18 protein-coding genes and 2 pseudogenes are annotated in these 22,130 nt (G+C 73.5%); 10 read left to right on the top strand and 10 right to left on the bottom strand.

From position 1 onward, the window contains the following. Window positions 1-83: pseudogene (locus tag DTL70_RS35130) on the top strand (transglycosylase SLT domain-containing protein); the annotation flags it as partial. Between the two features lie 305 nt (window positions 84-388). On the opposite strand, the pseudogene DTL70_RS34320 reads toward DTL70_RS35130, so the two are convergent. After that, window positions 389-640, bottom strand: a pseudogene (locus tag DTL70_RS34320) (type B 50S ribosomal protein L31); the annotation flags it as partial. 187 nt (window positions 641-827) lie between these two features. On the opposite strand from DTL70_RS34320, the gene DTL70_RS15900 reads away from it, so the two are divergent. The 4 genes from DTL70_RS15900 to DTL70_RS15885 all read left to right on the top strand — a co-directional run bounded on the left by DTL70_RS15900 (window position 828) and on the right by DTL70_RS15885 (window position 5,940). Next, the gene (locus DTL70_RS15900; protein WP_114022560.1) at window positions 828-1,961 is read left to right on the top strand and encodes a baeRF3 domain-containing protein; all 1,134 of its coding nucleotides are present in this window, start codon (window positions 828-830) and stop codon (window positions 1,959-1,961) included. Between the two features lie 41 nt (window positions 1,962-2,002). Then, window positions 2,003-3,223 (top strand): MFS transporter, encoded by a 1,221-nt coding sequence (locus tag DTL70_RS15895; RefSeq protein ID WP_114022559.1) that lies wholly within the window; start codon window positions 2,003-2,005, stop codon window positions 3,221-3,223. Between the two features lie 174 nt (window positions 3,224-3,397). Further along, window positions 3,398-4,966 (top strand): sialate:H+ symport family MFS transporter, encoded by a 1,569-nt coding sequence (locus DTL70_RS15890; protein WP_114022558.1) that lies wholly within the window; start codon window positions 3,398-3,400, stop codon window positions 4,964-4,966. Then, a complete protein-coding gene (locus tag DTL70_RS15885) occupies window positions 4,966-5,940 on the top strand; it encodes a dihydrodipicolinate synthase family protein (protein WP_114022557.1) in 975 nt (324 codons plus the stop codon). The genes DTL70_RS15890 and DTL70_RS15885 overlap by 1 nt, the downstream gene beginning before the upstream one ends. A 30-nt stretch (window positions 5,941-5,970) precedes the next feature. Here the strand turns inward: DTL70_RS15885 and DTL70_RS15880 are convergent, their stop codons facing one another. Continuing rightward, window positions 5,971-6,723 (bottom strand): SDR family NAD(P)-dependent oxidoreductase, encoded by a 753-nt coding sequence (locus tag DTL70_RS15880; RefSeq protein ID WP_114022556.1) that lies wholly within the window; start codon window positions 6,721-6,723, stop codon window positions 5,971-5,973. A 356-nt stretch (window positions 6,724-7,079) separates the two neighbouring features. Between DTL70_RS15880 and DTL70_RS15875 the strand changes: the two genes are divergently transcribed. Then, window positions 7,080-7,643 carry a DoxX family protein gene (locus tag DTL70_RS15875; RefSeq protein WP_114022555.1) on the top strand — a complete coding sequence of 188 codons (564 nt, stop codon included), beginning with the start codon at window positions 7,080-7,082 and terminating at the stop codon, window positions 7,641-7,643. A 39-nt stretch (window positions 7,644-7,682) separates the two neighbouring features. Here the strand turns inward: DTL70_RS15875 and DTL70_RS15870 are convergent, their stop codons facing one another. After that, on the bottom strand, window positions 7,683-9,041 hold the full coding sequence (locus tag DTL70_RS15870) for a 6-phospho-beta-glucosidase (protein WP_181860940.1): 1,359 nt from the start codon (window positions 9,039-9,041) through the stop codon (window positions 7,683-7,685). Then, entirely contained in the window at window positions 9,038-9,790 is a 753-nt protein-coding gene (locus DTL70_RS15865; protein WP_114022554.1) for a DeoR/GlpR family DNA-binding transcription regulator, read from the bottom strand. The genes DTL70_RS15870 and DTL70_RS15865 overlap by 4 nt, the downstream gene beginning before the upstream one ends. Window positions 9,791-9,931: 141 nt before the next feature. On the opposite strand from DTL70_RS15865, the gene DTL70_RS15860 reads away from it, so the two are divergent. Genes DTL70_RS15860 through DTL70_RS15845 form a run of 4 tightly spaced genes read left to right on the top strand, consistent with a single transcriptional unit; the run spans window position 9,932 to window position 14,361 of the window. Further along, entirely contained in the window at window positions 9,932-11,038 is a 1,107-nt protein-coding gene (locus DTL70_RS15860; RefSeq protein WP_114022553.1) for a carbohydrate kinase family protein, read from the top strand. Window positions 11,039-11,066: 28 nt separating this feature from the next. Further along, on the top strand, window positions 11,067-12,482 hold the full coding sequence (locus tag DTL70_RS15855) for an ABC transporter substrate-binding protein (protein ID WP_114022552.1): 1,416 nt from the start codon (window positions 11,067-11,069) through the stop codon (window positions 12,480-12,482). Continuing rightward, on the top strand, window positions 12,479-13,480 hold the full coding sequence (locus tag DTL70_RS15850) for a carbohydrate ABC transporter permease (RefSeq protein ID WP_245979394.1): 1,002 nt from the start codon (window positions 12,479-12,481) through the stop codon (window positions 13,478-13,480). The genes DTL70_RS15855 and DTL70_RS15850 overlap by 4 nt, the downstream gene beginning before the upstream one ends. Next, window positions 13,477-14,361 (top strand): carbohydrate ABC transporter permease, encoded by an 885-nt coding sequence (locus DTL70_RS15845; protein WP_114022551.1) that lies wholly within the window; start codon window positions 13,477-13,479, stop codon window positions 14,359-14,361. The genes DTL70_RS15850 and DTL70_RS15845 overlap by 4 nt, the downstream gene beginning before the upstream one ends. Here the strand turns inward: DTL70_RS15845 and DTL70_RS15840 are convergent. Genes DTL70_RS15840 through DTL70_RS15815 form a run of 6 tightly spaced genes read right to left on the bottom strand, consistent with a single transcriptional unit; the run spans window position 14,339 to window position 22,109 of the window. Further along, a complete protein-coding gene (locus tag DTL70_RS15840; RefSeq protein ID WP_114022550.1) occupies window positions 14,339-16,711 on the bottom strand; it encodes a penicillin acylase family protein in 2,373 nt (790 codons plus the stop codon). The genes DTL70_RS15845 and DTL70_RS15840 overlap by 23 nt on opposite strands. A gap of 40 nt (window positions 16,712-16,751) precedes the next feature. Further along, entirely contained in the window at window positions 16,752-18,266 is a 1,515-nt protein-coding gene (locus DTL70_RS15835; RefSeq protein ID WP_114022549.1) for a sodium:solute symporter family protein, read from the bottom strand. Further along, entirely contained in the window at window positions 18,263-18,577 is a 315-nt protein-coding gene (locus DTL70_RS15830; RefSeq protein ID WP_114022548.1) for a DUF3311 domain-containing protein, read from the bottom strand. The genes DTL70_RS15835 and DTL70_RS15830 overlap by 4 nt, the downstream gene beginning before the upstream one ends. Before the next feature lie 39 nt (window positions 18,578-18,616). Beyond that, window positions 18,617-19,423, bottom strand: coding sequence for an SDR family NAD(P)-dependent oxidoreductase (locus tag DTL70_RS15825; RefSeq protein ID WP_114022547.1), 807 nt, complete (start codon window positions 19,421-19,423; stop codon window positions 18,617-18,619). Continuing rightward, the gene (locus DTL70_RS15820) at window positions 19,420-20,868 is read right to left on the bottom strand and encodes an aldehyde dehydrogenase family protein (protein WP_114022546.1); all 1,449 of its coding nucleotides are present in this window, start codon (window positions 20,866-20,868) and stop codon (window positions 19,420-19,422) included. The genes DTL70_RS15825 and DTL70_RS15820 overlap by 4 nt, the downstream gene beginning before the upstream one ends. Then, window positions 20,868-22,109: a M20 family metallopeptidase gene (locus DTL70_RS15815; RefSeq protein ID WP_114022545.1), complete on the bottom strand. Its 1,242-nt coding sequence runs from the start codon at window positions 22,107-22,109 to the stop codon at window positions 20,868-20,870. Before DTL70_RS15815 ends, DTL70_RS15820 begins: the two co-directional genes overlap by 1 nt. Between the last annotated feature and the right edge of the window lie 21 nt (window positions 22,110-22,130).

The following is a 22,130-nucleotide window of genomic DNA, read 5'->3' as shown; positions in this document are numbered from 1 at the left end:
ACCCCGTGGCCAACATCGTCGCCGCCTGCAACTACGCCGCCGACCGCTACGGCACCATGGACAACGTCGACTCCGCCTACTGAGCAGAAGGCCCCAACAGCCGACACCACACACGCACCACACACACGCGCGCACGCATGCGACACCCCGAGCGGGTGGGAGGAACACCCTCCCACCCGCTCGTCGCGCGTGAACGCCCCGGCCGGGACCGTGGTGGCGGCCGGGGTCAGGGCAGTTGCCGCTCCAGTGCCCCCCGGCCCTCCGCCGCGATCCGTTCGCGGGCCCACTGGAGGTTCTGCTCGGTCAGGTCGCGGCCCGAGGCGAGGACGACGTCCTCGGGGGTGGGCTCGCCCTCGGGGGCCGCGTGCAGGACGTCGTCGGGGGTGGTGCCGTCCGCCGCGGACTCGTAGCGGCGGCGGAACTTGGCGACCTGGCCCTCGGAGTCCACGACGCGGGCCTTGCCGGTGTAGAACGGGTGGCTCTCGGAGGAGATCTCCACATCGACGACCGGGTAGGTGTGTCCGTCGTCCCACTCGATCGTGGTGTCGCTGGTGGCCGTCGAACGCGTCAGGAACGCGTATCCGGCGGACTGGTCACGGAAGACCACCTGGTGGTAGTCGGGGTGAGCATCGGACTTCACAAGTCACTCCTTCCCCCGCGTACAGGGCACCCTCTCCAGGCTACGACCGGCTGCCCGCGGCGGCATCCCGCCGGGTCCGGCACGCCCCGCACGCGCCGTCCGCGTCTTCGCCCCGACGTGCGCGGCGGCGGAGTGCGCGGGACGCTGGAGGGTGCCGTCGTCGTCACCTGGGGAGCGAGGTCACCGGATGCGCACCGACGATCTGACCAGCGAGGTGCTGGCCGAGCTGCGGCAGCCGCGGCCCTATCCCGCGGTCACCGTGGTGCTGCCCACCCACCGTACGAAGCCGGACAGCCTCCAGGACCCCGTCAGGCTGCGCAATCTGATCGCCGACGCGGGGCGGCGTCTGGACGACGATCCGCACGTGTCCTCGCAGGTCCGTTCCGAGGTCGTCGGGCAGCTCGAAGCGGCCGAGGAGGAGATCGACCTGGTGTACGCGCTGGACGCGCTGGTGCTCCTCGCGGCGCAGGGCGAGCACCAGTTCTGGCATCTGCCGCGCCGGGTCGACGCCGAACGCATCGTCGTGGACCGCACCTTCCTCACCCGCAACCTGGTCGCGGCCAAGGCGCAGAACCGTCCCTACTGGGTGCTCACCTTCTCCGAGGACCTGGCCAGGCTGTGGAGCGGTTCGGGTGAACAGCTCATCGAGGAGCGGCGGTACGGCTTCCCCGTCGAGAGCGCGACGGTCGACTCCGAGCGGGAGCGTGCCTCCCGCACCGGTGACTTCACCAGCGGTTACCGCGACGAGGCGGCACTCCAGCACCTGCGCGACGTGGACGCGAGCCTGTCCAGGGCGCTGCACGAGGCGCCGCGTCCGCTCCTTCTGGCCGGGCTCCAGCACGGGCTCACGGCGCTGGCGGACGTCGGTACGCGTGCGGCGCGCGGGGCCGTGGCCACCGTGCCCAAGGGCGGCCTGGCCCCTGCGCGGGCCTCCGTCGTCCGCGAGGCGGTGGCGCCCGCGCGGGCCGAGCTCCTGCGGGCGCGCGGCGAGAAGGCGCTCGGCCGGCTCGGTGACGCGATCGGACGCAAGGAGTTCGTCGCGGGCATCGACGAGGTGTGGCGCGCGGCGCGGGAGGGCCGGCTGGCGCTGCTGGTCGTGGAGGAGCCCTACCGCCAGAAGGTCAGGTTCGACGGCGATCACCTGGCGCCCGCAGCCGACGACGCGGTCAGCGACAGCGGGGGCGAGGTGTACGACGACATCGTCGACGAGACGGTGGAGGCGGCGCTGGGCACCGAGGCGGAGGTGGTGTTCGTGCCCGACGGCGCGCTGGCCCGGCACGGCCGGATCGCGGGCGTCGTGCGCTACACCTGGGCAGGGTGAGGTGGCGCGGACCGCCGGAAGATCATTTAGGGTCGCCCGCTGTGCACAGTACTGAACATGACACACGGTCCCCGCGCAGCTCGCTGTGGTACGCGGCGGCGGCCTTCGTCTTCGCCGTCGGCATGGCGGGCACCACGCTGCCGACCCCGCTCTACGGCCTCTACCGGCAGGAGCTGGGCTTCGGCGAACTGATGGTGACGGTCGTCTTCGCCGTCTACGCGGTGGGGGTGATCGCCGCGCTGCTGGTCGCGGGCGACTACTCCGACAAACTCGGGCGGCGCCCGCTGCTGTTCGTGGCCCTCGGGCTCTCGGTGGCCAGCGCCGTCTGCTTCCTGCTGGAGGGCGGGCTGCCGCTGCTGTTCGCCGGGCGGCTGCTGTCAGGGTTCGCCGCGGGGCTGTTCAGCGGCGCGGCGACCGCCGCCGTCCTGGAACTGGCGCCCGGCGGCAGCCGGGGCTTCGCGGCGACCGCCGCCAACATGGGCGGGCTCGGCTGCGGTCCGCTGCTCGCGGGCGTGCTCGCCCAGTACGCGCCCCGCCCGCTCGTGCTGCCCTTCGTGACGCATCTCGGCCTGCTGGCCGTCGCCGTCGTCCTCACCGTGGCGCTGCCCGAGACCGTACGGCGTCCCCGTCCCAGGCCCGGCCTGCGGCCGCGCGGCATGGCGGTGCCGCGCGAGGTGCGGCCGGTGTTCGTGCCCGCCGGGCTCGCCTGCTTCACCGGCTTCGCCGTCTTCGGCCTGTTCACCGCCGTCTCGCCCGGCTTCATGTCCGAGACCCTGCACCTGACCAACCTGGCCGCCTCCGGCGCTGTGGTCTTCTGCGTGTTCTGTGCGTCCTTGCTGGGGCAGGCGGCGGCGGGCCGGGTGAGCGTGGGGCTCGCCCTGCCGCTCGGCTGCCTGGGCCTCGTCGCGGGCATGGCGCAGGTGGGCGCCTCGCTGCTGGCGAGTTCGCTGCCGCTGCTGGTGACCGGCGCGGTGACCGGCGGTGTCGGGCAGGGGCTGGCGTTCCGCTCGGCCATGGCGGCGGTGAGCGCCCGCGCCCCCGAGGAGCATCGGGGCGGGACCATCTCGGCGCTGTTCGTCGTCGCCTACCTCGGCATCTCGCTGCCGGTGGTGGGGGTGGGCGCGCTGAGTACCGGCCTCGGGCTGCGGAACGCGGGGCTGGTCTTCGCCGGCTGTGTCATCGCTCTCGCCTCCGTGGTCGGCGTGCACCTGTGGCGGACACGCGGTTCCGACACCGCGGGGGCGCCGGAGAGCGGCGGCTGAGACACCCCGCGGGCGGCTCCTCCCCGGACTGCCCTCTCCTGCCGGGCCTCCTGGGGCATCCCCCGGCTTTGCCGGAGTCCTCCCGGGGCCCTTGTCGGCCCGTGGCGGCGCGTGTAGCGTCCCGCCACGTCAGGACATCCCATGTCCTACCTCCGGCCACGGACGAGGGGCGCGATGGCGAGAGCGCGAGCGAGACGACGGCCCACTTGGCCCACTTGGCCCACGGCAGGACTCACCCGCCAGGACGGCAAGACGCTCCTCGCCGCCTGGCTCGGCTACCTGATGGACGGCTTCGACTTCGTCCTGATCACGCTCGTCCTGACCGAGGTCGCCGACTCCTTCGGCCTGTCGACCGTCACCGCCGCCACCCTCGTGTCGGCCGCCTTCATCTCCCGCTGGTTCGGCGGGCTGGCCATCGGCGCGGTCGGCGACAGGTACGGGCGCAAGCCGGCGATGATCCTGAGCATCCTCCTGTACTCCCTCGGCTCGCTGGCCTGCGGGCTGTCGTGGGGCTACTGGTCGATGTTCGCCGCCCGGCTGGTGCTCGGACTCGGCATGGCGGGGGAGTACTCGGCCAGCGCCACCTACGTGATCGAGAGCTGGCCCGCCACGGCGCGCAACCGCGCCAGCGCGCTGCTCATCTCCGGGTACGCGGTCGGCTCCGTCATCGCGGGCCAGCTCTACCGCTTCGTGGTGCCCGCCTGGGGATGGCGGGCGATGTTCTTCCTCGGCTTCGTCCCGATCGCGCTGGCGCTGTGGATGCGGCGCGGGCTGAAGGAGTCCGGCGACTGGGAACGGGCCAGGGGCCAGGGCCGAGCGGCGTCGGAAACCTCCGGACAGCGGCGCAGCCCGCAAAGCCAAGGACAGCGGCGGGACTTCGTCAGCGTGCTCTTCCGCGGCCGTCTCGCCGCGCTGAACCACGTGGCCACCGCCGTCGTCGCGCTGTCGCTCTTCCTCCTGTTCACCGAGCGGTCCTACGGCTACGGATGGCCCCTCGCCGCTCTGGTGGTGGCCGGGTTCGTGCTGTTCACGGCGCAGTTCGCGCGCGCACGCACGCCCATGGTGCTGACGCTCATGGTGACCGTCTTCTGCGCCTTCCTCTACTCGTGGCCGATTCAGGCGCTGCTGCCGACCTACCTCAAGGACGACCTCGGATTCTCCCCCTCCGCGGTCAGCGACGTGCTCTTCTTCGCCGGGTTCGGCAACGTGGCGGGATGCCTGCTGGTCGGCTTCCTCGGCGACCGCTGGGGCACCCGGCGCACCTACGTCGCCGCACTGTGCGTGTCGCTCCTCTTCGTGCTGCCCGTCTTCGCCATGGGCAGGGACCAGACGGTGTCACTCGCGCTGCTGCTCTTCCTCCAGCAGATGTTCGCGCAGGGCATCTCCGGGCTCCTTCCGAAGCTGATCGGCGGCTACTTCGCGACGTCGGAGCGCGCCGCCGGGCTCGGCTTCACCTACAACGTCGGCGCGCTCGGCGGCGCCGTCGCGCCCGTGCTGGGCGCCTCACTGGCGGGCGGGCACAGCCTCGGCCCCTCGCTGGCCTGGCTCACCTTCTCGCTCACGCTGGTGGTGATCGTGCTGATCGCCGTCAACGCGCCGCTGCGCGTCCAGCGCCTGTGCGGCGACCGGAGCGCGGCCCCCGACACCGATCTGACCGAGGGCGGGGCCGCGGCGAGGGCCGGCGAACCGCCGGGAACCGTGCCCGGTACCCGGACCCGGCACGGCGAGGAGAGACTGCCCTGATGAGCGACCGACCCGCAGCCCCCACCACCTCCGCGGGGCGCGCCCCGGCCGGTGGCGTCGTTCCGCCCCTGTGCATGCCGCTGACCGAGGACCGCGAACTGGACGTCGCCTCGCTGGAGAGGCTGTGCGGCCATCTGCTGGAGGCCGGGGTCTGTGGACTGTTCGTCAACGGCTCGACCGGCGAACTCGCATACCACACGGACGCGTTCAGGCTCGCGGCGCTGCGCGTCGTGCGCGGGGTCGCGGGCGGCTCCGTGCCCGTGCTCGCCGGCGCCGTCGAGATGACCACCAACCGCGTCGTCGCGCAGGCCCGCGCCGCGCGGGAAGCGGGCGCCGACGCCGTGGTGGCCACCGTCCCCTTCTACACGCCCACCCACCCGGACGAGATGGCCGACCACTTCCGTGCCGTCCGCGCCGCGGTCGACCTGCCGCTGTGGGCCTACGACATCCCCGGCAACGTCCAGCGCAAGCTGCCCGTCGACGTGACGGCCCACCTGGCCGCGGACGGCGTGCTCGCCGGGCTCAAGGACAGCAGCGGTGATCTCGACGAGCTGCGCACCCTCCTCCACCTCACGGAGGCCTCCGGTGCCCGCGCCCGCGGCTTCACCGTCCTCACCGGCTCCGAGACGATGGCCGATGCCGCGCTCGCCCTGGGCGCCGACGGCGTCGTCCCCGGGCTCGGCAACGTCGACCCGCACGGCTACGTCGCCCTGTACGAGGCCGCCCGCCGTGGCGACGGGCGGGAGGCCACCGCCCACCAGGACCGCCTGCGCCGCCTGTTCGCGCTCACCCGGGTGGGCGACCCCGCCAGGATCGGCGCTTACTCCTCCGCCCTCGGCGCCTTCAAGGAGGCGCTGATGCAGCGCGGTCTGCTCACCACGGCGCGCACCCCCGCGCCGCTGCGCCCGTTGACCGACCCCGAGCGGGCCGAGGTCGCCCGCCTGCTCGCCCAGGCGGGGCTGGGGCCCGTGTGAGACCGGCGGCCGCGCGGCCAGGACGGGGGCCTACTGGGCGGCGTAGCCGCCGTCGACCAGGTGGTAGCTGCCCTGGATGAAGGAGGCGTGGTCCGAGAGGAGGAAGGCGGTCACCTCGGCCACTTCCTCGGCTGTGCCCAGGCGGCCCTGCGGATGGAGGGAGATGAGGCGTTCGCGCATCGGGTTGTCGGTCTCACGCAGCAGCGGGGTGTCGATGAAGCCGGGGCCGAGCGCGTTGATCCGCACGCCCTTGTCGGCGTATTCGAGGGCGGCGGTCTTGGTGAGGCCGACGACCCCGTGCTTGGCGGCCACGTAGGCGGGGCTGCCGGCGAATCCGTTGGTGCCCAGGATCGAGGCCATGTTGACGATGGCGCCACGGCCCGCCGCCGCCATGACCGGCAGCTGGTGCCGCAGCCCGTAGAAGACGCCGCTGAGGTTGGTGGCGATGACCCGGTCCCAGGCGGTGATCTCGTACTCGCCGGTCGGCATCGAGGGTCCGCCCACTCCGGCGTTGTTGACGGCCAGGTCGAGGGAGCCGAAGGTCTCGGTGGTGAACCGCACGGCGTCGCGGACGGAGCCGGGTTCTGTGACGTCCACGACGAAGGGCTCGGCCCGGGTGCCCGTCGTCTCCAGCTCGCCGGCCGCGACCTGGGCGGCGTCCTCGTCGTAGTCGGCGACGACGACCGAGGCGCCGGCCTGTCCGAGCCGGCGGGCGACGGCCAGACCGATACCCGAGGCGGCGCCGGTCACCAGGGCCGCCTGGCCCTCGAATGCGCGGTCCATCGGCCGGCCTTTCGCTCGGTGTCCCCGTCGGCTCCACGCTCCACCGAGGTACGGGAGCGCGCACCGTCGCCAGGTCCGGTCGGGTGAGGCGCACCGCGCGGGAGGGCCGTCCGGCGGGCACGGGAGCCTCGCGCCGTACGGCGCGAGACCGGACGCGGGGCGTTGCGCCGTACGGCGGGCCCGCGGTTGCGGCGCTTCGCGGGTGCGCGTGACATGGCGGTGGAGGCCGGGGCTCCGCCCCGGCCGGTCAGACCCTGCCCGCCACGTCCGGAGACCACCACGTCCCGGGGCCACATGCCCCGAGCCCGCCCGTTCCGGGACCACCCGCGATGCCCCGCGCGACCAAAGGACGCCGCATGACACCTCTCCAGCTCGTCGCCCGCCCGCTCCTCGGCACGTTCTTCGTGAGCTCCGGGGTCGAATCGCTCAGCGAGCCCGAGCCCCGCGCCGAGATGGCCGGACCCTTCCTGGCGAAGCTGCGCGAGAAGGCGCCGGGGCTGCCGGACGACGACGTGCTGCTCGTCCGGGTGAACGCGGCCGTGCAGGTGGCGGCCGGCGCGCTGCTGACCGTCGGACGTCTCCCGCGGCTGGCCTCGCTCGCGTTGGCCGCTTCCCTGGTGCCCACGACCCTGGCCGGGCACCCCTTTTGGGAGCACGAGGACGCCGGGCAGCGCGCCGCTCAGCGCACGCAGCTCGCCAAGAACGGTGCCGTGCTGGGCGGCCTGGCGGCCGTGATCAGCGACGCGGGGCACCAGGCGCGGATCCACGCGCTGCGTGCCCGCGCCCGGCACCGCCGCCCCTGCCCCGTCGGTTCGCGGAAGAGCTCCCTGCCGACGAAGAACTCCCTACCGACGAAGAAAGCTCTGAAGAACGCCAGGCAGAGTCTCGGCCAGAAGGGGGCGTCTCTCTCCGCCAAGTGAGCCGCGCCACCCGCGCGCGGCGGGCGGCGCGGTGGGTTCTCAGTGGCCTGCCGCCCGCAGGACGCGGTCGGCGGCGTGCACCGAGTCCACCAGCGGGTGGAGGGCCAGCGCGCGCAGCGCGGCCGGCCTGGAGCCGTCGGAGGCCGCCTCGATCGCGGCGCGCTCGACCGCCTTGAGCTGGAGCATCAACCCCAGCTGGTCGGGGGCGACGGGTCCGGTGGCCAGGGGGCGGGCGCCGCCCGCGTCGACGACGCAGGGGATCTCCACGACCGCGTCGCCGTCGATCCCGGGTACGGCGCCGCGGTTGCGGACGTTGAGGATGAGGCGGGTGCGTTCGTTGCGGGCGATGGCGCGCATCAGGGCGAGGGCGACGCGGTCGTAGCCGCCGCCGTCCAGGTCGCAGCTGTCGCGTTCCCAGCCGCCGGAGGCCTGCCGGCTCTCGGCCATGTAGGTCTCCTCCCGCTCGCGCCGGGTGGCCTCCCACACGGCGAACGCCCCTTCGGGCGCGCTGCCGGAGATTCGCGCGTAGAAGCCGTCCTGCTGCTGCGCCAGGAACTCCCCCCGGGTGGTGTCCGCTTCCTGGATCGCCGCGAGCGCCTCCCTGTGGTGGTAGTAGTAGTGCAGGTACTCGTTGGGCAGGGAGCCGAGCGCGCGCAGCCATTCAGCGCCGAAGAGCTTGCCTTCCTCGAAGGACTCCAGCGCGTCGGTGTCCGCGAGCAGTGCGGGCAGCCGGTCGGTGCCGTCGACGACGACGCGGCGCAGCCAGCCGAGGTGGTTGAGGCCCACGTAGTCGTAGTCGGCGCGGTCGGGGTCCGCTCCCACGGCGCGCGCGGCGCGGCGGCACAGGCCGACGGGCGAGTCGCAGATGCCGATGACACGCTCGCCCAGCACCCGGCTCATGGCCTCGGTGACCATGCCGGCGGGGTTGGTGAAGTTGATGACCCAGGCGTGCGGGGCGACGGCGGCGACCCGCTCGGCGATCCGGGTGGCCACGGGCACGGTGCGTAGCCCGTAGAGCACCCCGCCCGCGCCGACGGTCTCCTGCCCGAGCAGTCCCTCGGCGAGGGGGAGACGCTCGTCGCCGACCCGTCCGGCGAGGCCGCCGACGCGGATGGCGCTGAAGACGAAGTCGGCGCCGCTCAGCGCCTCGTCCAGGTCGGTGGTGGTGCGGATCCTCGGGGCCGGGCCGTCGTGTTGGGCGGCCTGTTCGGCCAGGACGGCGCCGATGGCCGCCAGCCGTTCGGGGTCGGTGTCGTGGAGGACGAGTTCGGTGCAGCGGCCCGCCTGGTCGGGGTGGTGCGCGTCGTCCAGGAGCGCGCGGTGGACCAGTGGGACGCGGAATCCGCCGCCGCCGAGCACGGTGAGCCTCGTACCGGGCGTGCCTGTCGTACCCGTCATACCTGTACTACCTCCACATCGGCCTCGCGGAACGCGGCGAGGGTGGCCGGGTCGGACGCCTGGCCGGTGATCAGCATGTCGATGTCGGTGGCCTGGCAGACGCGTGCGCTGCCGGTGCCGGGGAACTTGCGCGCGGTGGCCAGCAGCACCGCCTGGCGGGCGGCGCCCAGCAGGGCCTGCTTGACGGGGACCTCGACCTGGGTGGTGTCCAGGACGCGGCCGTCGGGCAGGACGCCGCTGGTGCCGAGGAAGACGCGGTCGGCGTAGATCTCGCGCAGCGCGGCCCGGGTGAGGTTGCCGACCAGGGACCGGTAGTTGCGCCGCACCTCGCCGCCCAGCAGGACCAGCGTCACCGTCTCGTCGGAGCGCAACTCCTCGTAGACGGCGAGGCTGGAAGTGACCAGGGTGATCTTCCTGCCGTGCAGCAGCCGCGCCAGTCGCAGGGTGGTGGTGCCGATGTCGAGCAGCACCGTCTCGCCGTCCTCGACCAGCGCGGCGGCGCCCGCGGCGACCGCGTCCTTGGCGGGGAGGTCGTCCACCTCCTCCTCGGCGAAGGGGCGTTCGGCGGGCTCGCGGGCGAGGGCGCCGCCGTAGACCCGCCGCAGCCGTCCCGCCCCTGACAGGTCGGACACGTCGCGCCGCGCGGTGGCCTCGCTGACCCGGAGCCGGCGCGCGATCTCGACGACGGGCAGCACGCCCTCCTCGCGGAGGATGCGCAGCAACTCCTCGTGCCGACTTTCGCGCAACATGACCAGGACCCTAGCGCGGCTGAGCGTCTGTGCGCGACTGTGAGCGAGGTATTGCATTCGGCAGGGGGGCGGTGCAAGGTATCGCTCAAACCAGTCACCGAGAAGTCATCTTCTGGCCATAGCTGAGAGGGGAGAGCGGCCATGAGCACCACTGGGAGCGCCCAACCCGCACCGACCGGGAGCTCGTTGGACCCGCTGGCCGCCCTGCGCTCGGACGGTGGCCCGGAGACCGACGTGTTCCTGACCGGCACCGTCTTCCTCGACATCGTCTTCACCGGCCTCGGCCACGCCCCCCAACGCGGCACCGAGACCTGGTCGCGCGGCATGGGCTCCAGCCCCGGCGGGGTGGCCAACATGGCGACGGCGCTGCGCCGGCTCGGCCTGCGCACGGCGCTCGCCGCCGCGTTCGGCGACGACATGTACGGCGACTACTGCTGGGACGCCCTGTGCGGCATCGAGGGCATCGACCTGACGCCCTCGCACCGGGCGCCTGGCTGGCACTCGCCGGTCACCGTCTCGATGGCCTACGACGGCGAGCGCACCATGGTCAGCCACGGACACGAGGCGCCCAGGCCGTGCGTCAGCGTCGCCTCCCGGCCGCCGTCCCGCGCCTGCGTCACCTCCCTGGAGCCGGGCCGGGTGGGGGACTGGGTGCGCCAGGCGCACAACGAGGGCAGCCTGATCTTCGCGGACACCGGCTGGGACGAGACCGGCGCCTGGGACCCGGACACCCTGGCCGACCTCTCCCTGTGCCACGCGTTCCTGCCCAACGCCACCGAGGCCCTGCACTACACCCGCACCGACACCCCCGAGGAGGCCGTGCGGGCGCTGGCCGAACTGGTGCCCGTGGCGGTGGTCACGAAGGGGGCGGGCGGCGCCGTCGCCATCGACGGCAACAGCGGCGAGCACGCCGACGTGCCCGCGCTCGCCGTCGACGCGCTCGACCCCACCGGCGCGGGCGACGTCTTCATGGCCGGATTCACCACCGGCACACTGGCAGGATGGCCGCTCGCCGACCGGCTGGCCTTCGCCAACCTGACCGCCGCGCTGTCCGTGCAGCACTTCGGCGGCTCGCTCTCGGCACCCGGCTGGAGCGAGGTGGCCGCCTGGTGGCAGTACGCGCGGCGGATCGGCGGGCAGAGCCCCGAGGTGATGCGGCGCTACGGCTTCCTGGACGAGCTGCTGCCCGGCGGCCGCGGCGACTGGCCGCTGCTGCGCGCCACGCCCACCATCGGCTTCCGCTCGTGAGCGGGCCCGGCCAAGGAGACGAGGAACGATGAACGACGGGCGAAGCCCACGCACGGGCGGCCGGTACCGCCGCACCCTCGCCGCCCTCGGCGTCCTGTGCGCGCTGCTGCCGGCGGCCGCCTGCGTCCCGGGCACCGATGGTTCAGGCGCGGCCGGTACGGGCGGTGGTGCCGCGAGCGCCGTGCCCGACCCGGCGAAGGCGGGCGAGGTCACCCTCACGGTGTGGGACCAGCAGGTGCGCGGTGGCCAGAACGCCGCGATCGAGCGGCTCAACGAGGAGTTCGAGAAGAAGTACCCGAACGTCACGATCAAGCGCGTCGCGCGCAGCTTCAACGACCTGAAGAAGACCCTGAAGCTCGCCCTCAGCGGCGACGACCCGCCCGACGTCGTCCAGGCCAACCAGGGCTACTCCGACATGGTGGCCTTCGCGCACGCCGGAATGCTCGCCCCGCTGGACAACTACGCCGGTCTCTACGGCTGGAACACCCGCTTCCCGCAGACGCTGCTCAACCTCAACCGCGTCTCCGCCGACGGGAAGCGGTTCGGCACAGGACGGCTGTACGGCGTCTCGCAGGAAGGCGAGTACATCGGCGTCTACTACGACAAGAAGGTGCTGCGGAAGGCCGGTGTGGAACCGCCCCGCACCTGGCGCGAGTTCACCGAGGCGCTGCCCCGCGTGAAGAAGGCCGGACAGCTCCCCGTCCAGTTCGGCAACCTCGACAAGTACCCGGCGATCCACACCTTCGGCCTCCTCCAGGCGCAGGCCGCGGGCAGCGCCGGGCCGGTGCGCGAGACGGTGTTCGGGCGGGGCGAGGGCTTCGAGACGGACGCCACCCGCGAGGCCGCCCGCACGCTGGCCGACTGGTCGGAGAAGGGCTACGTGCCGGGGGGCGCCAACGGGAAGGGCTACGACGACGCGGCCAAGCAGTTCGCCGACGGCAAGGGCGCCTTCCTGGTCACCGGCACCTGGCAGCTGGCCGACCTGCGCAAGACGATGGGCGACGACCTCGGCTTCATGCCGCCGCCCCCGGACTCCGGCGCACAGCCGGTCACCACCGGCGGCGAGGGCCTGCCCTGGTCGGTCACCTCCAAGTCGGACCACCCCGAGGTCGCCGCCGCCTACCTGGACTTCCTCACCAGCTCCCACGCCTCCAACGTGCTGACCCAGGAAGGCGTACTGCCCGTGGTGCCGGGCGCGGCCGCGGACAAGCTCGACCCGGACAGCGCCGTCGGGCGGATGGTCGCGGGATGGCGGGAACTCAACGACGCCGACGGGCTCGTCCCCTACCTCGACTACACCACCCCCACCTTCTACGACACCCTCTCCGCCGACCTCCAGGGCGTCCTCGCCGGCGACGTCGGCCCGGACGAACTCGCCTCGCGCATGCAGAAGAGCTACGCCGACTTCCGCGCCGAGCAGCGCGCCGACGGTGAGGACAGGTGATGACCGCCGGCACCCGGCGCGCACAAGCCGTGCCCAGCGAGGGAGCTGCCGTGCGCAGCGAGGGGACCGCCGCGCCCGGCAAGGGGCCCGCCGTGCTCGGCAAGCTCGCGGCCCGCTACCGCCGTCAGGCCCCCGGCGAGCCCCGAGCCGTCGGCTACCTGTACATCCTGCCCGCACTGGCCGTCTTCGGGGTGTTCCTGCTGTGGCCGCTGGGCCAGACCGGATGGCTGTCGCTGCTGCACTGGGACGGGCTGACCCGCGCCACCTGGGCCGGCTGGGACAACTACCGTGCCCTGCTCACCGACCCCGAACTGCGCGCCCCCTTCGCGCACGCCGCCGTCCTGCTGCTCTTCTACGCCGCGCTGCCGGTCGCCCTCGGGCTCGTGCTGACCGCGGCGCTCACCCGCTTCCGCATCCGCGGCATGACCTTCTTCCGCACCGTGCTGTTCCTGCCGCAGGTGCTGGCCATGGTGGTCGTCGGCGTCGCCTGGCGCTCCATCCTGGCCCCCGACGGACTGCTCAACGACACGCTGCGCGCGGTGGGCCTGGACGCGCTGACCCGCTCGTGGCTGGGCGACGACAACTGGGCGCTGCCCGCAGTCGGCGCCGTCGGCACCTGGGTGGAGACCGGGCTGTGCCTCGTGCTCTTCCTCGCCGGGGCCCAGCGCATCCCCCGCGAGCTGTACGAGGCAGCCCGCATCGACGGCGCGGGCCCGGTGCGTGAGTTCTTCACGGTGACACTGCCGGGGCTGCGCGCCGAGGTCGCCGTCGCCCTGACGCTGACCCTGGTGGCCGCGCTGCGCAACTTCGACCTCATCTACATCACCACCAGCGGCGGTCCGGGCAACGCCACCTCGGTGCCCGCCTACGAGGTCTACCGCCGGGCCTTCGAGACCGGCGAGGTCGGCGCCGCCTCGGCCATGGGTATCACCCTCACCGCGGTGATCTTCGCGCTGACCATGGTGGTCACCCGGCTCGTGGAGGGGCGCAACCGATGAGCACGCTGAGAAGGCCGGCCACCCCCGGAAGGCAGCCCGCGCGGCGCACCCGGGACACCCTCACCTCGCCCGCGGAACGCGCCGTCACCTACGGGATCCTCTGCCTGTTCGCGCTCATCGCGCTGACCCCGGTGGCCGGCATCCTGTCCACCGCGGTGTCCAGCCAGTCCTCGCTGGACACCGGCTTCTCCCTGCCGAAGTCCCTCAACTGGGGCAACTTCGCCGACGCGTGGACCCGCGGCCACTTCGGCACCTACCTGGTCAGCTCCGTCGTGGTGGCCGTCGCGGTGGTCGCCCTCACCACGGTGCTGGCCACCCTGGCCGCCTACGCCTTCGGGACCATGCGGTTCCCCGGCTCCAACGCGCTGTTCTACCTCTTCGTCGTCGGCCTCACCCTCCCGCAGGAAGCGGTGATCGTCCCGCTCTACTTCGACCTGCGGCACTGGGGGCTCACCAACACCTACTGGGGGCTGATCCTGCCGCAGACCGCACAGTCCCTGGCCTTCGGCGTCTTCTGGATGCGCACCTACTTCCGCAACACCCCGCGCTCGCTCCTGGAGGCGGCCCGGATCGACGGAGCGACCCACTTCACGGCCCTCACCCGCATCCTGCTGCCCATGGGGCGGCCCGCGTTCGCGACGCTGACCGTCATCGTCTTCATGTGGACCTGGAACGAGTTCCTGATGGCTCTGGTGATGGTCAGCGACGAGGCACACCGCACCGTCCCGCTCGGGCTCGCCTTCTTCCAGGGACAGCACTCCTCGGACACCGCGCTGCTCGCCGCCGCCGCCGTCCTCATCGCGCTGCCCGTGGTCGTCGTCTACCTGCTCCTGCAACGCCGGTTCATCCAGGGCATGCTCACCGGTGCGACGAAGGAGTGATCCGCGCGGGGGAGAGCACGATCCGGTGCGTGGTCTCCTCCTCGACGCGGGAACGTGAGTAGACGAGGGGAAAGGCACCGTCGAAGGCCCACGCCGGATACAGGTCCGCGTAGTGCGCGGAGCGCGGATCGCCCGACTGCCCTGGGGAGTTCATGGCGAGCGAGCCGTCCCACTCCCCGACGTCCACGACCATGCGGAAGCTCGCGCCGTCGCTCTGGGCGAAGTCCGCAAGGTAGCCCGCCGCGCCCACCGTCTCCGCGCTGCCCCCGCGCGGCAGCGCATCCAGCCGGCACCAGTCGGGGACGGCCTCCGTTCCCTGACGGGCCAGCAGCCTGGCCACCGGATGCACCAACGCGGCCCGGTGCAGCGCTCCCCAGGCCCAGCCGGCCGGGTCAGGACCCAACAGCGCGGTGACGTCCGCCACCGCCTCCCCGAGGGTGTCCAGCAGCAGCGGGCCGAGCCGTCCTTCCGTCTCGGGCGCGTCCAGCAGCCGCTGGTCCACGCGCGGGTCCATCGCCTCGCCGTCGGCCGGCGCCACGCGCCGCACCGCCGCCTCCAGCCAACGTGCGGCGTCCTGCGGCCCGGTACTCGCGGACACCGCCGCGGGACGCAGCGCTTCGCGCAGCAGCGCCGGGCGCAGGTGGCGCCGGTACCACACCTCGAAGAGCGCGGCGGCGCCCGAGTCGGCGGCGAGCCGCCCGTCCCAGCCGCGCAGCACCTCCAAGCCGGTCCGGGCCCGCGGCTCCTCACCGCGCAGGTCCGCGAGCCGCGGCAGTACCAGCCGCGCCGGAAGGCTGACGTAGTCGGTCTGCAGCCGCACGCAGTCCTCGGCGCTCCAGTCGTCCCGCGCCGCCAGCGCCTCGGCGCAGCGCTCGTATCTGGTGGGCGCGTACCAGTCGTGGGTGACCTGCCGCCCGCCATGCGGAGAGGCGGGCGGCAGGTTGTACTGGTTCGCGGTGGCGAGCCAGCCGGCCGCCGGATCGCGGGTGGAGGGCAGGTCGCCGGCGTCGAGGAAACCGTCCCACTCGTAGGTGCCGTCGCCGGGCACCGGCAGGGTGCCGTCCCACCCGCGCCGCCGCGGGACCCGGGCGGCGGGACACCAGCCCACCGTGCCGTCGGTGGCCGCGTACACCTGGTTCTCGCCCGGCGCGCCCCAGCGCCGCAGCGCCCGGGTGAACGCGTCGGGCGTGGTGGCGTCCATGTAGCCCGCGCTGCCCAGGTACGGCGCCATGCCGGGGCCCAGCCACGCCGCCCGCACCGCGAACGCGGCGTCGCGCTCCGGCCGCTCGCGGATGACGGGGCCGTGCCGGGTGAACCACATCTCGGTGCGGACGGGCTCCGCGTCCCGCACCGGGATCTCCTCCGCCACGCACGTCATCCGCTCCCAGCCGTCCCCGTACGCGTACGCGCGCGGGTCCTGCGGGGCGGTGCGGTAGACGTAGAGGTCCTCCTGGTCCACGGGGAAGATCGTCAGGCCGAACGCCAGGTGGCCGTTGTGCCCGATGGAGATGCCCGGCAACGCCGGCTCGCCCGCACCGATCACGTCGAGGCCCGGTGCCGACAGGTGCGCCACGGCCCGCAGCGAGGGCAGGGTGAGGGCGCGGTGCGGGTCGTTGGCCAGCAGCGGGCGGCCCGTCGCCGTCCTGGACGGGGCCAGCACCCAGTTGTTGCTGCCGTCGGGACTGTGCGAGGGCTGGGCGCGCGGGCTCCACGGCGGTGTGGTCGCCAGGTCGTAGACGCGCAGGACGTCCTCGGGCACGACGTCGAGGTCGAGCCCCTCGGGGACGGTGAGCCGGTGCCCGAGGGGGTCCCTGACCTTGCGCAGCTCCTCCGCCCGCGGCCCGAAGTCCCGCAGCGTCAGGGCGCGCGCGACCTCCTGGCGGACGTTGTAGAAGAGGCCGTGCGTGCGGATGCGGGCCAGGTCGCTGTGGTGCCAGTGGGCGGGCGCGTAGTCGAGCGCGGCGAACTCGGGGGACAGGAACCGGGAGGGCTCCTCGTGCACCAGCGTCACGTACGCGTTGACGCCGGCCACGAACGAGCGGGCCGTCTCCTGCGTGCCGGGCCCGTAGGCGGCCCACTCCTCGGCCATGTCGCCCCGGTAGAGGAAGAGCCGCGCGGCCCTGTCGTGCTCCACGTAGTGGGCGCCGAGGACCTCGGAGAGGAGCCCGAGACCCCGCCTGCGCCACAGGTCGAGCTGGAAGAGGCGTTCGCGGGCGGCGTTGAAGCCCTGGGCGAGGAAGAGGTCGGCGCGGGAGCCCGCGTACAGGTGGGGGACGCCCCAGCGGTCGATGAGGATCTCCACTGGCTCCGCGAGCCCCGGCACCGCGAACGCGGTCGTCTCGCCCTTCACGCGTCCGTGCCCTTCGCGGGTGCGGGGTCGGGGGCCTGCCTCATACCGTCTCCTCCTGAGCGGCCGATGTGCGCTTGGTGCCCGCGGCCGGTGTGCGGGGCCCGGCGTAGGTGACGGCAGCGGCCACCAGCAGGTTGGCCGCCAGCGCGAGCACGCCGCCGTTGACCCCGTGCCAGGGATCGTTGTCCGTCCACCACAGCAGCAGGACGACGGCCAGTCCGACAAGCGTGCCCGCGACACCGGCAGCGGCCGTCAGCCGCCGCCAGAACAGGGACAGCAGCGCCAGGGGCACGAGCTGGGCGAGACCCTCGTAGGACAGGACCGACAGCTGCACCAGCGTGTTCGGGTAGAACAGGCTGCCCAGCAGCGCGACGAGCCCGGCCAGGAAGCACACCAGCTGGGACAGCCGCTTGATGCGCACGTCGTCGGCGCTGCCGGGGGCCGTGCTGCGCCGGGTGCGGCTGCGCGGGTCGGAGCCGTTGCCGCCGCCCAGCAGCGTGCGGCCGCACAGGGTGCCGATGGCCAGCATGAACACGCTCATCGGCACGATCGCCGACAGCGCTCCGGCCACCCCGATCACGGCGACGACGGGGGACGGCAGCGAGTCCGTCACCAGCCGGAACAGCGCCAGGTCCGGGTTGCCCAGCGTCGGCAGCGCGAACAGCGCGACGGCGCCGACCATCATCGGGATGAACAGCAGCAGCTGGTACCAGGGCAGCAGCAGCGCGTTGCGGCGCAGCGCGTTCGGGCTCTTCGCGCTCAGATATCCCGCGACGGTGGTGGGGAAGATGGAGATGGTCACCGCGTTGAGCAGCAGCGTGGAGACGAACCAGGTGCCGTTCAGCCCGCCCGAGTCGTGGCCGGGGAAGGTCAGCCACTCGGGCCGCTCGTTCACCATCCGGGTCATGAAGTCGCCGTACCCGTCGAGGTAGTGCAGCGGCACCCACACCGCCAGGAACACCACGGCGATGATCACCAGCACGTCCTTGAGTACGCTCACCCACGCCGAACCGCGCAGCCCGGAGACCAGGACGAACGCCTCCGCGACGACGAACGAGATCACGGCCGCCACGTGCAGGTCGACGCTGCCGTACGTCATCGCGTTGACCACCACGCCCATGCCCTGGATCTGGACCTGCACGTACGGGACGATGAAGACCGTCGCCGTCACCGCCACCAGGATCCCCACCGGGCGCGAGCGGAACCGGTGCTCGGCCATGTCCGCGATGGACAGCAGCCGATGGCGGCTCGCGTACGTCCACAGCGCGGGCCCGACGACGTACGCCACCGCGAACCCGACCGTCAGGTAGGCGACGAGGTAGAGGATCGGCACCCCGTACGAGTACGACCAGCCCGCCGTGCCCAGGAACGAGAAGCTGGTGTAGGTCTCGCCCGCCATCAGCAGCCAGACGAACAACACGCCCAGGCCGCGGCTGGAGACCGACCACTCCGCCATGCCCTTGTCCCGCCCGCGGGCGCTGAGCACGCCGATGGCGAGGGTCGCCACCATGGCCAGACCGAAGAGCGTCGTCGCGACGGCCGCGGAGCCGCTCATCGTGGGCCTCCCTCTTCTCGCGGGGTGTCATCGACCGGGAGGGGCTCGACGGCGTCCTGCCTGAACGCCGGATCGAGCCGCGAGACCACCCAGATGACCAGCGGACTCACGACCGTCGCCGCGATGATCCACAAGAGCAGGAACGGCAGGCCCAGCACGCGGGGCTCGACGCGGTTCGCGACCAGCGGGGCCGCGCAGAACAGGACGGCGGGAACGAGGAGGAGCCACAGCGCGGGGCGCCTGGCTCGGACGCGGGGGAGCCCGTCCAGGGGGCTGCCCTCCCCGTGCGGGGGGTCGTGCTGCTCGGGCATTGCGGGAAGCTCCTTGAGGGGCGCTGGAGACGAACAGGGTCACACGGCCGGGTCGTACCGCCCGTCGACGGCCGTCCAGCCGCCGTCGACGGTGAGCACGCTGCCCGTCACGAAGGTGGACGCGTCACAGACCAGGTACACCACGGCGCCCGCGATCTCGTCGGCCCGCGCCCACCGCTGCAGCGCGGACGCCCGCGCGTACGCGTCGTACCACTCCCGGTCCGCCGCGATCTGGTCGGTCAACGGCGTACGCACCACGCCGGGCGCGACCGCGTTGAACCGCACGCCCTGCGGCCCCCACTCGGCTGCGGCGGTCCGCAGGAGCTGGACGAGTCCGGCCTTGGAGGCGGCGTAGACACCCTGCCCGGGCTCCACCTGGAAGGCCCGCATGGAGGCGAGGGAGACGACCGCGCCGCGTCCGCGCGCGGCCATGGCGGGGGCGCACGCCCGCACCAGGGAGAAGTGGGCGCGCAGATTGAGTGCCACGACGCGCTCGAACTCCGCGACCGAGTAGTCCGCGAGGCGCTTGCGCACGTTGACGCCGACGGTGATCACCAGCCCGTCCAGCGGCCCCCAGCCCGCCGCCGCGGCACCCACCGCGTCCTCGTCCAGCACGTCGAGCAGGAACGGCGCGGCCCCGGGGCCGGCCAGCCGCGCGGTCTCGGCGGCGCCCGCCTCGTCCCGGTCGGCGACGATCACCTCGGCGCCCTGCGCCACCAGCGCCCGCGCGGCCTCACGGCCGATGCCGCTCCCGCCGCCGACGACGGCCACGCGCCGCCCGTCGAGCCGGAAGAGCCTGCCGTAGTCGGCCCCCGCGCCGTCTCCCGTGTCCGCATCCGCCCTCACGGCTTGATCACCGCCATCTTCGTCACCGTCAACTCCTCGATCGCGAACCGCGGGCCCTCGCGCCCGATGCCGGAGTCCTTGACGCCGCCGTAGGGGGCGACGTCGCAGCGGTAGCCGGGCACTTCGTTGACCACCACGCCCCCGACGTCGAGTTCCTCCAGCGCACGGAACGCGGTGTCCAGGCGGTGGGTGAAGACGGCCGCGTGCAGCCCGTAGCGGCTCGCGTCGACCGCGGCGAGGGCCGCGTCCAGGTCGGGCACCGCGCGCAGGCTGACCACGGGTCCGAAGACCTCCTCGTCCCATACGGGCTGCCCGTCGGGCACGTCGGCCAGCAGGGCGGGCGTCACACACCGTCCCCGCCGCTCGCCGCCCGCGACCAGGCGGGCACCCGCCTCGCGCGCCCGGGCGATCCACGCCAGCACCCGCTCGGTGGCGTCCTGGTCGATGAGCGCGGCGACGCGGGTGTTCTCCGCACGCGGGTCGCCCACCACCACGGAGCCGATCCGCTCGGCGATCCCGCGCTCCAGCTCGGCGGCGACCGGCGCTTCGGCGATGACCCGCTGGACGGCGATACAGGCCTGGCCCGAAGCGTAGTAGCCGCCGCGCACCACGGCGTCCGCCGCCGCGTCCAGGTCGGCGTCGGCCGCGACGACGAGAGCCGCGTTGGAACCCAGCTCCAGCACCACCTTGCGCGGGGCCGCGTCACGCGCGATGCGGTGGCCGACGGCCGCCGAGCCCGTGAAGGAGACGGCGGCGACGGCCTCGTGCGTGGTGAGCGTGCGGCCCACCTGAGCGTCGCCGGTCACCAGCTGGACGGCACCGGCCGGCGCACCCGCCGCGACCAGCCGCTCGCGCACCAGGTTGACCAGCCACAGGGTGGCCAGCGGCGTCGCGGGGGCGGGCTTGACGACGACGGGACATCCCGCGGCCAGCGCGGGCGCGATCTTGTGGGTGGCGAGCATCATCGGATAGTTGAACCCGGCGATCCCCACCACGACCCCGACCGGGCGCCTCGTGAAGAAGCCCGTCATCCCGTCCCCCGACGGGAGCCCGTCCAGCGGCACCGTCTCGCCGTGGATGTGCACCACCTCGTCGGCCGCGGCCCGCCAGGTGGCGACCGCGCGGACGACCTCCGTACGGCAGTCGGCCCGCGGCTTGCCGGTCTCCAGGACCAGCAGGTCCTCCATGCCGGCCGCCACGTCGTCGAGCGCGTCGGCCACCGAGGTCAGGACGGCACGCCGGGTGCGGGTGGGCAGCGCGGCCATGGTGCGGCGCAGCCCCGCCGCGTGGTCGACGGCCCGCCGGGCCAGCGCCACGTCCCCGACGGGCGCCCGGGCGACGGCACTTCCGTCGTAGGGGAAGGAGACGGTCCGCTGCCCGGGCGCCGCCTCCCATCCGTCACCGACCGGCAGCCCTTCGGGGAACTCCTTGCCGTGCCACAGCATCACGACCGCGCACCTCCCGCCTGCCCGCCGCCGGTGAGGAAGCGCCGGGCGGCCGCCGCGTACACCCGCGCGTACTCGCCGATCTCGCGCACCCGCACGTATTCGTCCTTCTGGTGCGCGATCCACTTCCCGCCGGGACCGTAGACGACGGTGGGCAGCCCCGCGTCGCGGGTGAGGATCGTGCCGTCCGTGGTGCCGGGCACCGCGCCGAAGGCGGGCGCCGCACCGTGCACCTCGGTGTGCGCCGCCACCAGGCCGGTGACGAGGGGATGGTCCTCGGGGATCTCGATGGCGGGCCGGTCGTCCACGACCGTCAACTCCACGGTGACACCGAACGCGGCGGCGGCCTCCTGGGCCGTCGTGCGGACGCGCTCGGTGAGTTCGGCGTGGTCGGTGCCGGGGACCGTGCGGACGTCCACGCCGACGACGCCGTGCGCCGGGATGACGTTGAGCTGGTCGGGATCGCCCCCGAGCAGCACCGTGGGGGTGACCGTGACCGAACCGGCGTGCGGATGGGTGCCGTAACGCCCTGCGGCCCACTCCTGTACCGCCGCCAGAGCCTCGACGACGCGGGCCCCCGCCGCGACGGGGCTCCTGCCCTCCTGCGGCATCGCCCCGTGCGCCATCACGCCCGTCAGGTCGAGGCGCAGCCGGATGCCGCCGCGCGCCGAGGTGCACACCTCGTACCCCTCCGGCTCGCAGACGACGACGCCGTCCACCTCGGAGGCCAGCGGGGAGGCCGCGAACGCCTTGGCGCCGAGCATCATGCCCTCCTCGTCGGCCATCACGCCGAGAACGACGCGGCCTGGGAAGGGCCCGGCAAGCTGGAGCGCGCGGACCGCGTAGATCATCGCCGCGACACCGGACTTCATGTCGGCCGTGCCCCGGCCCCACATCCGCCCGTCGCGGATCTCGGCGCCGTAGGGGTCCACGCTCCAGTCGGCGGGATCGCCCTCGGTCACCACGTCGGTGTGGCCCTCGAACATCAGGGTGGGGCCCGCGCCCCCGCCGCCGTCGACGACCGCCACGACGTTGGGGCGCCCGGGGGCCACCTCGGTGACGGTGTGCTCCCAGCCGAACCGGGAGAACAGCTCGCAGACCAGTTCGGCGGCGGGTTTCTCGACGGCCTCGGCGCCCGCGGCGTTCACGGTGCGCAGCCGCACCAGCTCCTGCGTGAAGGCGACGGCCGCCTCGGTGTCGAGCACGGATTCCCACGGCAGTGTGCCGGGACCGGAACGCATGGAACCTCCAAGTCCCCTCCC

This window comes from Streptomyces diacarni (genome assembly GCF_003323715.1).
Lineage (GTDB): Bacteria > Actinomycetota > Actinomycetes > Streptomycetales > Streptomycetaceae > Streptomyces > Streptomyces diacarni.
This window is presented reverse-complemented; position numbering and strand designations above follow the sequence as displayed.

Coding starts and splice junctions, on each gene's coding strand:
- DTL70_RS15900 (WP_114022560.1), top strand. CDS start 828: ATGCGCACCGACGATCTGACCAGCGAGGTGCTGGCCGAGCTGCGGCAG.
- DTL70_RS15890 (WP_114022558.1), top strand. CDS start 3,398: ATGGCGAGAGCGCGAGCGAGACGACGGCCCACTTGGCCCACTTGGCCC.
- DTL70_RS15885 (WP_114022557.1), top strand. CDS start 4,966: ATGAGCGACCGACCCGCAGCCCCCACCACCTCCGCGGGGCGCGCCCCG.
- DTL70_RS15880 (WP_114022556.1), bottom strand. CDS start 6,723: ATGGACCGCGCATTCGAGGGCCAGGCGGCCCTGGTGACCGGCGCCGCC.
- DTL70_RS15875 (WP_114022555.1), top strand. CDS start 7,080: ATGACACCTCTCCAGCTCGTCGCCCGCCCGCTCCTCGGCACGTTCTTC.
- DTL70_RS15870 (WP_181860940.1), bottom strand. CDS start 9,041: ATGACGGGTACGACAGGCACGCCCGGTACGAGGCTCACCGTGCTCGGC.
- DTL70_RS15865 (WP_114022554.1), bottom strand. CDS start 9,790: ATGTTGCGCGAAAGTCGGCACGAGGAGTTGCTGCGCATCCTCCGCGAG.
- DTL70_RS15860 (WP_114022553.1), top strand. CDS start 9,932: ATGAGCACCACTGGGAGCGCCCAACCCGCACCGACCGGGAGCTCGTTG.
- DTL70_RS15855 (WP_114022552.1), top strand. CDS start 11,067: ATGAACGACGGGCGAAGCCCACGCACGGGCGGCCGGTACCGCCGCACC.
- DTL70_RS15845 (WP_114022551.1), top strand. CDS start 13,477: ATGAGCACGCTGAGAAGGCCGGCCACCCCCGGAAGGCAGCCCGCGCGG.
- DTL70_RS15835 (WP_114022549.1), bottom strand. CDS start 18,266: ATGAGCGGCTCCGCGGCCGTCGCGACGACGCTCTTCGGTCTGGCCATG.
- DTL70_RS15830 (WP_114022548.1), bottom strand. CDS start 18,577: ATGCCCGAGCAGCACGACCCCCCGCACGGGGAGGGCAGCCCCCTGGAC.
- DTL70_RS15820 (WP_114022546.1), bottom strand. CDS start 20,868: ATGCTGTGGCACGGCAAGGAGTTCCCCGAAGGGCTGCCGGTCGGTGAC.
- DTL70_RS15815 (WP_114022545.1), bottom strand. CDS start 22,109: ATGCGTTCCGGTCCCGGCACACTGCCGTGGGAATCCGTGCTCGACACC.